The following is a 10,367-nucleotide window of genomic DNA, read 5'->3' as shown; positions in this document are numbered from 1 at the left end:
GCCGTGCGCCCTTGACCCGGCGGCGCTTCATCTCCTGCATTCGCTGTGTGTCGTTCATCGAGGCCCCGTATCAGAACATTCGGGGCCCTTGGACAGCAAGATGCAGAAAAAGTGTCACTTATTTTCGTGATTCTCAATAATTCAATTGCGCAAAACATTCTTGCCGCGTTCGACGCGGCTTGTATACAAACGTAAATGACAATGCAGTGTCAGGCGGCGCGACACCCTCACGAGAGCAGGGCTCGCCAGCCAAATTTTTTCGAATGTTTTATTCGAATGTTCTATTTGAGCTCGCGCAGCCAGTCGCGCGGCTTCAGGAAGTCGGAATACAGGCGCGCTTCCGGCGAGCCCGGCTCGGGCGACCAGTTGTACTCCCACCGCACCAAGGGCGGCAACGACATCAGGATGGATTCGGTGCGGCCGCCGGACTGCAGGCCGAACGAAGTGCCGCGATCGTAGACCAGGTTGAATTCGACGTAGCGGCCGCGCCGGTACAGCTGGAACTGCCGTTCACGTTCGCCATGCGGATGGTCTTTCCGGCGCGCGACGATGGGTAGATAGGCTTCGAGGAAATGATCGCCGACGCTGCGTTGATAGGCGAAGCAGCGCTCGAAGCCCCATTCGTTCAGGTCGTCGAAGAACAGGCCGCCGACGCCGCGGGTCTCGTTGCGATGTTTCAGAAAGAAATATTGGTCGCACCACGCTTTGTGCTTCGAATACACGTCGTCGCCGAAGCCGGCGCAGGCTCGTTGCGCGGTTCGATGCCAATGCAGGACGTCTTCTTCGAACGGATAGTAGGGCGTGAGATCGAAACCGCCGCCGAACCACCAGGTGCCGGGCGAGCCATCCTTGGGAGTGGCGGAGAAGAAACGCACGTTGGCGTGCGTGGTGGGGACGTACGGATTCCAGGGATGGAACACCAGCGACACACCGGTGGCCATCCAGGTCGCCTCAGCGAGCTCGGGCCGCTGCGCTGTGGCGCTGGGCGGCAGTCGCGAGCCCATCACATGCGAGAAATTTACGCCCGCCTGTTCGAACACCGAACCGTTGCGCAGTACGCGGCTTTCGCCGCCGCCCCCTTCGGCGCGTTGCCAACGGTCGCTGCTGAACGTCGCGCTGCCATCGGCCTGCTCGATGGCCGAGCAGATGCGATCCTGCAGTCCGCGCAGGTAGGCGAGAACGGCATCGGCATCAACGGACATGAATGAACCTTACTCGATTGACCTTACTTGGGCTTGGCGGCGGGCTTGCCGGCCGTCTTCGCGGAGGTTTTCTTGGCTGCGCTCTTGGCCGCCGCGCGCACGGCAGTGCCGGCCGCAGCCTTCGAGCCAGCCTTGCTCGCGGCCTTCTTGGCCGTGGCCGAGGCGGGAGCTTTGGCTGTTTTCGCAGGCGTGCTCTTGCTCTTGGCCGCGGCCTTGATCGGCTTCGCCGACGATGCTTCAGCAGCTTGCGCCGCGGGCGCAGCCGTCTTCTTCGCGAAGCGGCCGAACCGGCCCTTGCCGCGTTCCGGTGCGGCGGCGAGCAGCTCTTTGCACTCGTCCAAGGTCAACGTGCGGGGCTCGCGATCCTTGGGGATCTTGGCGTTCTTGACCTTGTCGGTGATGTACGGGCCGTAACGGCCGTTCAACACCTGAATGCCGGCGTCGGGGAAATCGAGAATGATGCGATGCGCATCCGCCTCTTCCTTGGCCTTGATCAGCTCCAGCGCACGCGGCAGCTCGATGGTGTACGGATCGTCGTCCTTGATCGAGACGAACTTCTTCGCGCCGTATTGAATGTAGGGACCGAAGCGGCCGATGGCGACGCGGATCGAGTGGCCGTCGTCCATCTGCCCCAGGGTTCGCGGCAACGTGAACAACTCCAGCGCTTCGGCGAGCGTGATGGTGTCCATGCGTTGCGTCGGCTTCAGGCTGGCGAACTTCGGCTTTTCCTCGTCGTCCTTGGTGCCCATCTGCACGAACGGACCGTACTTGCCGTAGCGCACCGAGATGGGCTTGCCCGTGACCGGATCGCTGCCGAGCTCGCGCGCTTCGGAAACATCTTCGCGCGTGACCGTCTCGTCGACCACGTCGACGCGCTCTTTGAATTCGGTCCAGAACCGCTCCAGCACCGGCACCCAGGCCTCGCGGCCGTCGGCGATCTCGTCGAGGTCGTCCTCCATCTTGGCGGTGAAGCCGTACTCGACGTAGTGATGGAAATTGCGCGTCAGGAATTTGTTGACGATCTTGCCCAGGTCGGTGGGCACGAAGCGGCGATTCACCAGCTCCGTGTACTTCTTGTTGACCAGGGTCGAGATGATGCTGGCGTAGGTCGAGGGCCGGCCGATGCCGTGCTCTTCGAGCGCTTTGACGAGGCTCGCTTCCGAGAAGCGCGGCGGTGGCTCGGTGAAGTGCTGTTCGCCGCGCAGTGCCAGCAGCGTAACTTCGTCGCCGACCTCCATGGCCGGCAGAATGCGATCGTTATCGTCCTCGGCCGCGTCGTCCTGACCTTCCTTATAAACAGCGATGTAGCCCGGCTTCACCAGCGTTGAACCATTCGCGCGCAGCACCGCGGTCGAACCTTCTCGCTTGGCGCTCGTGCCCGGCACCAGATCGACGGCGACGGTGTCGTACACGGCTGCTTCCATCTGGCTCGCAACAGCGCGTTTCCAGATGAGGCTGTAGAGCTTGAACTGATCGTTGTCGATCTTGCCTTGCAAGCGTTCCGGCGTGACCGACGCGGACGTCGGACGAATCGCTTCGTGCGCTTCCTGTGCGTTCTTCGATTTCGTCTTATAGGTGCGCGGCGACTCGGGCACCGCATCGGCACCGTACAGATTGCCGATCACCTGCCGGATCTCGGCAACCGCTTCGGCAGCGAGGTTCAGCGAGTCGGTACGCATATAAGTGATGAGACCGACCGCGCCTTCGCCGAAGTCCACGCCTTCATACAACTGCTGCGCCAGGCGCATCGTGCGCTGAGCGCCAAAGCCGAGTTTGCGAGCGGCTTCCTGTTGCAGGGTCGATGTCGTGAACGGCGGCGCCGGATTGCGCCGGCGCTGCTTCTTGTCGATGTTGGCGACGCTGAGCTTGCCCCTGGCGGCGTCTTCGATGGCCTGGCGCACGTCATTGGCCTGCGCCTCGTTGGTGACCGTGAACTGCTCGACCTTGTCGCCGCGGAACTCGATCAGGCGCGCCGGGAAGGTCTGCTTGGACTTCTCGGCGTCGGCATCGATGGTCCAGTACTCGCGTGGCTTGAAGTTGAGGATTTCCTCCTCGCGCTCGCAGATCATGCGCAGCGCCGGGCTCTGCACGCGGCCGGCGGATGCGCCGGGCAGACCGGCCTTCTTCCACAACAGCGGCGAGAGATTGAAGCCGACGAGATAGTCGAGCGCGCGGCGCGCCTGCTGTGCGTTCACCAGGTCCTGCGAAATGTCGCGTGGCTGGCCGATGGCCTCGCGAATCGCGTTCTTGGTGATCTCGTAGAACACCACGCGATGCACGTCCTTGCCGTCGAGCACGCCTTGCTCTTTCAACAGCTCGGTCAGGTGCCAGGAGATCGCCTCGCCTTCGCGGTCAGGGTCGGTCGCCAGATACAGGGCGTCGGATTTCTTCAGCGCCCTGGCGATCGCCTGAACGTGCTTCTCGTTCTTGTCCAGGATCTGGTAGCGCATCGCGAACTTGCGCTTCGGGTCGACCGCGCCTTCCTTGGGCACCAGGTCGCGCACGTGGCCATAAGAGGCCAGTACCTCGAAATTCTTTCCGAGATATTTCTTGATGGTTTTCGCCTTTGCAGGCGATTCCACGATGACTAGATTCTTCTGCTCCATAAAAAAAGAAACCGCGGTGGCCGCGGTGCTGCTGAAAATTGCGCTGTGTCAGCCGCTCTTCAGTGCACCACTTGCAGACGGTTGTCGAAAACCAAATCCTCCATCCGCAGGTAAGCGCTCTGTTGGCCGGGCTGACTGAACAGCGCCATGAGCACCACCCACTTCACTTGTTCTATGTCGATCTGCTGCACGTCGAGTGCCAGCAGACGGTCGATGACCAGCTCGCGCTGCGCTGGACTGATGATGCCGATGTTCTCCAGGTACAGGATGTAGCCGCGGCAGTCGGTGTCGAGCCGCGCCTGTTCGCGCGCGTCGAAGATGCGAATCGCTCGCGATCCTGGAATGGCGCCCGCGCGGTTCGGGTCCGCCGACAGCTGCTCGAGCCACTCCAGCGCGCGGCCTACTTCTCGTTCGGAGAAACCGGCTCGTTCCAGTTCGTCCCGGAGAGTGTCGCGGTCGGGTTCGGGGGCGCAGTCCAGATCGGCGTCGAAGTAATTCTCGAAGAGATAGATCAGGATATCGAGAACGCTTTCCTTCATTTCGCTGCCTTGGTTGGCCTGCAGGAGCTCGCGCCTGCCTGCAGGCGGCCGGCACGGTTCGCACCGCTTCGACCAAAGAAACTACGAGACGCGCCGGACATATAGCCCGCCAGGGCAGGCGTCGATGCGCGCCTCCAGTTCGAGGATCAGCAGCATGGACGCTACCTCGTCGGCCGCGAGCCCGGTCCGTGCGATCAAAACATCGACACCGGCCGGTTCGAAGCCGAGCGCATCTAACAGGATTTCATACCCTTTGTCCAATGCCGGGGTCAAAACTGTTGCAGTTTCAGCGCCTTCCGGCCCGGCCCGGGCCGGCTTTCGCCCGGTGGCCTGCAGCGCGCCTAGCAGCGGTCGCAGCTCCTCGAAGATGTCCTCGGCTGTTTCCACCAGCTTCGCCCCCTCGCGAATCAGTCTATGGCAACCGCGCGCGAGCGGGTTGTGGATCGAGCCTGGCAGGGCGAAAACTTCGCGCCCCTGCTCGGCGGCCAGCCGCGCCGTAATCAGCGAACCGCTGCGCACCGCGGCCTCCACCACCAGTGTGCCCAGTGACAATCCACTGATGATGCGATTGCGTCGGGGAAAGTTGCTCCGGGTTGCCTGGGTGCCCAGCGGAAATTCGCTGACCAGCGCGCCGCTGGATGCAATTTCCGCCGACAACCTTGCATTGGCGTGCGGGTAGTCGATATCAAGGCCCGTGCCGCACACCGCGATAGTGCGCCCGCCATTATCCAGGGCACCCCGGTGTGCAGCCGTGTCGATGCCGATCGCCAGGCCGCTGGTCACTGCCAGACCTGAATGGACCAGATGCGCGGCAAACTGGCAGGCATTTTCACGCCCGGCGTTGGTCGGATTGCGAGAGCCGACGATAGCGAGCTGCGGCAGGCACAGCACTTTCGGATCGCCACGTACCAACAGCGCTGCAGGTGCATCGGGCAATTCGGCAAGCAGCGCGGGATAGCCGGGCGCGCCGCGAGGAATGAAATGATGAGAGGGCTGTTCCAGCCAGCGCCGGTGTCGTTCGATCAGCAACGGCAGCGCCACGGCATCCATGCCGTGCACCCGTGATCGGGCCAGCCATGTTTCGAGCTCTTCCATGAGCTCGCCAACATAAGCTGAAAGAAAGTGCGCTTATGGGTTTTTAGCGCGGTCGCCCTGACGAATTTCGTGCGTCGTTTCCATCACCAGCGCGTAGCTCAGCTTGTCGAAAGCCTTGAAGACCATCAGCACGCCGGCCCGCTCATCGGGCAGCTGCACGTTGTTGCCGAAGCCCGAGGTACGGCTCCGCGAACGTCGCGCGGCGAGGCCACCCTCCTTGAAGGTATCGCGTACCACGTCGCCACGCTTGTAGACGGCCAGGATGTGTCCCGGCTCCAGGCCGGCGTCCGAGCCGCGATTGAGCGCGACGACTTGATATTGGCCCATCACGGTGTGACTGCGCACCGCCATGATGCTCGCGTCGATGTCCGAGGCTGGCGCGTGCGGCACGAAGTCCACATTCACATCCACCGACTCCGGAAACACCTTGTCGCCTTGCAGGACTTCGCGTGTCGAGTCGGTCATGAGCAGCTTCGCCGGATCGCCCGCAGTGGCGACCGGGCCTGAGCCGACATACATGCCCGAGTAGCCGAGTAGCGCGTTGTTGTCCGGATCGCGCAGCTCCTCTTCGACGTGAATGACGCTGAAGCGAGTCTCCGGTTCCGCATTGCCGATGCCGCGTGCATACACTTCGTTGCCGAGCGCGCCGATCATGTGCGAATCGCGCATGGCGACGACGTACGGCGCCGTCTTCACCTGGTCCTTGGTCAACAGCGTCGGCCGGCCCATGAAGCTGGCGACGATGTCATAGGGAATCGCGGTGATGGCCTGGCTCAACGGCTCGCGCCGCACTTCCGGCCCCAGGCGCTTGCCGCCGCGACTGCCTTCGATGGTCTCGCCGCCACGCTCCACCGTCAGGCGGGGCTGGCCGTCGACATACACCAGCTTGAGCACATCGCCCGGGTAGATCAGGTGCGGATTGGCGATCTGGGGGTTCACGTACCAGATTTCCGGCCAGTACCAGGGCTCGCGCAGGAACATCCTGGAAATGTCCCAAAGGGTGTCGCCGCGCTTGACCACATATTGATCGGGGGCATTGGCGGCCAGCGGAATGTTGCTGCCGGAGCCGACGGTCTGGGCCGGTGAGTCCTGGGCCTGCAGGCTCGGCGGCGCCAGCACGCCCGCGGTGACGGTCAGGCCAGCGACCAGGCTGAGCAGGATCGCCTTACGAAGTGCCAGATTCGCAGTTTTCATGCGCTCAACGAGCTCCCATTAGACTTTTGAACTCCCGTCCCTGCCCGTGCTCGCCCGGCGTCTCGGGCTTGAGCGAAGCGAGCTCCTGGAAGTGTCTTGGCGTCGCATAAACCTTTGTATGAGCGCGCAAAAACACACACGGGGCCGACATTAAGTTCAACAGTGGCCGAACTTTAGCAGCAACATTGCAACGAGTGCAGAAATGGGCCTCCAGCCCGAGACGTGGTTCTCATTCCTGCGCCCGGCGCACCCCCGCCACCTTCGGGGATGGGCCGGCGTTCAGCAGCCGACTCACGCTGTCTATGGCGCTCTTCGGTACGAAACGCTTGTATCCGGCCGAATCGCCTGCACACTAGACGTCCCCGGGGCGGACCCCCGGGGCTCATCGACTGCGCGGCAGTCTCCACCTTTTGACGTTTTCGAACATGGCACTACTTCCGATTCTCGAATTCCCGGACCCGCGCCTGCGCACCAAAGCGCAGCCCGTGGAGCAGGTGGACGAGGGCATCCGCAAACTGATCGACGACATGTTCGAGACCATGTACGCGGCGCCCGGCATCGGCCTGGCCGCCACGCAGGTGAACGTTCATAAACGGGTGCTGGTCATCGACATCAGCGAGCAGCGCAACGAGCGCCTGGCGCTGATCAATCCGGAGATCGTCAGCCACAGCGGCATGGAGGAGACCGAGGAGGGCTGCCTGTCGGTCCCGGGGATCTATGAAAAGGTGAAGCGTGCGGACCGGATTCGCGTGCGGGCGCTGGATCGCGATGGCAAGCAGATCGAATTCGATGCCGACGGCTTGCTGGCGGTGTGCGTCCAGCACGAGATGGATCACCTCGAAGGCAAGCTGTTCGTCGATTACCTGTCCGATCTGAAGCGGACCCGGATTCGCAAGAAGCTCGAGAAGGAGCGCAAGGAGAAGGCTGCGGACGCGGCTCGTGGGCGGAGTAAGGCGCTCTAGCTTTAGCTGGTCGCAACGCTTCTTTGGAGTTTGGTTTGATGGGTCGCGGCTGGCGCCGTCGCCCGAGGGAGGTTTGTCCTTCCGGCACCGCGCACCCGCCGGCGCACGCTATCGCGTGCGCCGCTGCTTGTCCATCGCGCTGCGCACTCCCTGCTCCGCGCAGCCCAGGGTGCACATCCCTGTGCACCCGCTCGGCGGAGCGAAGCAGTGCTTCGCTGAAAGCACCGCCGAGCCCGTGTAGCTGCTGCCCCGACCAACATCCCTGTTGGATCGAGGCTGCCGGAAGGACAAACCTCCCTGTGCCGCCGGCGCTGATGTGTCAGTGGCCCCGCGGCGTCGGCGCCTCCGTCTGGCGAGAGGTCGCTCCATATTCTTTTGGGTTCTCCCTTGCAAAACTTCCGGCTCTTGCCCGCGCCAAATAACAACTAGAATGCGCGCTGAATCCAAGTGAGCGTTCTCGATCCTCGATGTCCTCCCCCCCGTTGTCACTCATCTTCGCCGGCACGCCGGAATTCTCCGTGCCTGCGCTCGAAGCGCTGGTTGCCTCGCGACATCGCGTGGTCGCGGTTTATACGCAGCCGGATCGGCCGGCGGGCCGTGGGCAGCAGGTGACGATGAGTGCGGTGAAGCAATGCGCGTTGAAACATCAGTTGCCCGTGGAGCAGCCGCAGACGCTCAAAGATCCCGCCGCAGTCGAGCGATTGGCGCAGTGGCAAGCCGATCTGATGATCGTGGTCGCCTACGGTTTGCTGCTGCCAAAGAATGTGTTGGATACGCCGCGCTTGGGCTGCGTGAACATTCATGCGTCGTTGCTGCCGCGGTGGCGCGGAGCGGCGCCGATTCAGCGTGCAATTCAGGCCGGAGATAAAGAGACGGGCGTGACCATCATGCAGATGGACGTTGGTCTCGATACCGGTCCTATGCTGCTCGAACGCGTGATTCCCATCGGCGCGCGCGAAACCGCCGCGACACTCCACGATCGGTTGTCGATACTCGGCGCCGAAGCAGTGCTCGAAGCTATCGAAGCGATCGCTGCTGGTACGGCGACACCGCGACAGCAGCCCGAGGACGGTGCAACTTATGCGGCAAAGATTCGCAAGGAAGAAGCCTTGATTGACTGGTCCAGGTCCGCGATGGATATCGATCGACAAGTGCGCGCGTTCAATCCGTGGCCCATCGCCGAGACGCGTTGGAACGGTCAGCAACTGCGCGTCTGGGAAGCAATACCTCTCGATAAGAAAACAAGCGCCGCACCCGGCACGGTTGTCGCAACAAGCAGCGATGGCATCGAAGTCGCGACAGGCGACGGCATATTGCAGCTCACGCGCGTGCAGGCGGCAGGCCGCAAAGCCATGCCGGCCGCGGATTTCCTTAGAGCGCATCGCCCCGAGGGCGCGGTTCTTGGCTCGTGAGCGCCTCGGCAGCAGTAAGGGCCAGAGCCGCGAGAATCGTTGCGGACGTCGCCGAACGCGGGCGTTCGCTCGATGCGGTGCTGAGCAGTGAGAGTGCGGCCACCAAACAAGAGCGCGGCCTGTTGCGGTCGCTGAGTTACGACAGCATCCGTTGGTATATTCGCCTCGATGCATTGCTCGCGCGACTGCTCAGTCGCCCGAATCAAAGCCTCGAGCCGGAGATTCGCGCGCTCGCCATCGTCGGCCTGTGCCAGCTGATATATACCGATATTCCGGCGCACGCCGCCGTCGCTGAAACTGTCGCTGCGACCAGACTTCTGAAGCAGCCGCGCGCATCCGGGTTTATCAATGCAATCCTGCGTCGCTGCCAGCGCGAGCAGGCGAAGTTGCTGCCGCAGATCGATCGCGATCTAGCCGCGCGCACGGCACATCCGCGCTGGTTGGTAGAAAAGTTGCGCAAGGATTGGGGCGATCGCGCCAATGACATTCTCGATGCCAACAACCAGCGGCCGCCATTCTGGATTCGCGTGAATCGGCTGCGCGTTACGCCTGCGAACTATCGCGAGCAATTGCAGGCGAAGCAGATTGGCGTGGTGGCCAGCATGTTCGATGACACGGCCTTGCTGCTCGACCGCGCCATGGACGTGAGCGAATTGCCGGGTTTCGAAGCGGGATTGGTTTCGGTGCAGGACGCCGCCGCGCAACTCGCCGGCCACTTGCTCGATCCGCAGCCGGGCGAGCGCATCCTCGATGCGTGTGCCGCGCCCGGTGGAAAAACGAGTCACTTGCTCGAGCTATCGCCTGAACTTGCGGCGCTGATCGCGGTCGATGTTTCTCCCGAGCGGCTCACGCGCGTCACGCAGAATTTGCAGCGCCTGTTCGCGAGATCCGATGTGGCGGACGTGCGCGCAGCGGATGCCGCGCAGCCGGAGAGCTGGTGGGACGGGAAACCGTTCAATCGGATTTTGCTCGATGTGCCGTGCTCGGCGACCGGTGTGATCCGCCGCCATCCCGACATCAAGTTGCTACGCCGGAGCGATGACATCACCGCGCTGGCCGCGCGCCAGTCGCAGTTGTTGCGGAGTGCATGGACGATGTTGCAGCCGGGCGGCCGGTTGCTCTACGCAAGCTGCTCTGCTCTACAGGCGGAGACTACCGCCGTGATCGGGGAATTTCTGCGCACCGAGCGCGGCGCTCGTGATGTCACTGGCGAGCGCCTGCAAGCGTTACCGGGCCTCGCCCAGGCGCTGGGCGAGGGAACGCGCGCGGGCGTCAATGGCTTGAGAATCGCAGCGGGCTCCGCCGGAATGGATGGTTTTTATTATGCTTTGCTCGACAAGCCCTGCTGAAGCAGGCC

The 10,367-nt window shown here is 62.9% G+C and carries 8 protein-coding genes; 3 read left to right on the top strand and 5 right to left on the bottom strand.

Annotated elements, in window-relative coordinates:
* Positions 1 to 281: 281 nt before the first annotated feature.
* From hemF to VGE08_RS11510, 5 genes are all read right to left on the bottom strand, one after another.
* Positions 282 to 1,202, bottom strand: coding sequence for an oxygen-dependent coproporphyrinogen oxidase (gene hemF, locus VGE08_RS11530; RefSeq protein ID WP_331068031.1), 921 nt, complete (start codon positions 1,200 to 1,202; stop codon positions 282 to 284).
* Between the two features lie 23 nt (positions 1,203 to 1,225).
* Positions 1,226 to 3,808 carry a DNA topoisomerase I gene (locus VGE08_RS11525; RefSeq protein ID WP_331068030.1) on the bottom strand — a complete coding sequence of 861 codons (2,583 nt, stop codon included), beginning with the start codon at positions 3,806 to 3,808 and terminating at the stop codon, positions 1,226 to 1,228.
* A 59-nt stretch (positions 3,809 to 3,867) separates the two neighbouring features.
* A complete protein-coding gene (locus VGE08_RS11520; RefSeq protein WP_331068029.1) occupies positions 3,868 to 4,347 on the bottom strand; it encodes a DUF494 domain-containing protein in 480 nt (159 codons plus the stop codon).
* A gap of 81 nt (positions 4,348 to 4,428) precedes the next feature.
* Positions 4,429 to 5,442, bottom strand: coding sequence for a DNA-processing protein DprA (gene dprA / locus VGE08_RS11515; protein WP_331068028.1), 1,014 nt, complete (start codon positions 5,440 to 5,442; stop codon positions 4,429 to 4,431).
* A gap of 33 nt (positions 5,443 to 5,475) precedes the next feature.
* Positions 5,476 to 6,636: a LysM peptidoglycan-binding domain-containing protein gene (locus VGE08_RS11510; protein WP_331068027.1), complete on the bottom strand. Its 1,161-nt coding sequence runs from the start codon at positions 6,634 to 6,636 to the stop codon at positions 5,476 to 5,478.
* Between the two features lie 425 nt (positions 6,637 to 7,061).
* On the opposite strand from VGE08_RS11510, the gene def reads away from it, so the two are divergent.
* The 3 genes from def to rsmB all read left to right on the top strand — a co-directional run bounded on the left by def (position 7,062) and on the right by rsmB (position 10,359).
* Positions 7,062 to 7,598: a peptide deformylase gene (def, locus tag VGE08_RS11505; RefSeq protein ID WP_331068026.1), complete on the top strand. Its 537-nt coding sequence runs from the start codon at positions 7,062 to 7,064 to the stop codon at positions 7,596 to 7,598.
* A gap of 467 nt (positions 7,599 to 8,065) precedes the next feature.
* The gene (fmt, locus tag VGE08_RS11500; RefSeq protein WP_349258673.1) at positions 8,066 to 9,010 is read left to right on the top strand and encodes a methionyl-tRNA formyltransferase; all 945 of its coding nucleotides are present in this window, start codon (positions 8,066 to 8,068) and stop codon (positions 9,008 to 9,010) included.
* A complete protein-coding gene (gene rsmB / locus VGE08_RS11495) occupies positions 9,007 to 10,359 on the top strand; it encodes a 16S rRNA (cytosine(967)-C(5))-methyltransferase RsmB (RefSeq protein WP_331068025.1) in 1,353 nt (450 codons plus the stop codon). The genes fmt and rsmB overlap by 4 nt, the downstream gene beginning before the upstream one ends.
* Positions 10,360 to 10,367: the final 8 nt, after the last annotated feature.

This window comes from Steroidobacter sp. (genome assembly GCF_036406195.1).
In the GTDB taxonomy this organism is placed as follows: Bacteria; Pseudomonadota; Gammaproteobacteria; order Steroidobacterales; family Steroidobacteraceae; genus Steroidobacter.
Note: the sequence above shows the minus strand (reverse complement) of the source record. Positions and strands in the feature narration are given on the sequence as shown.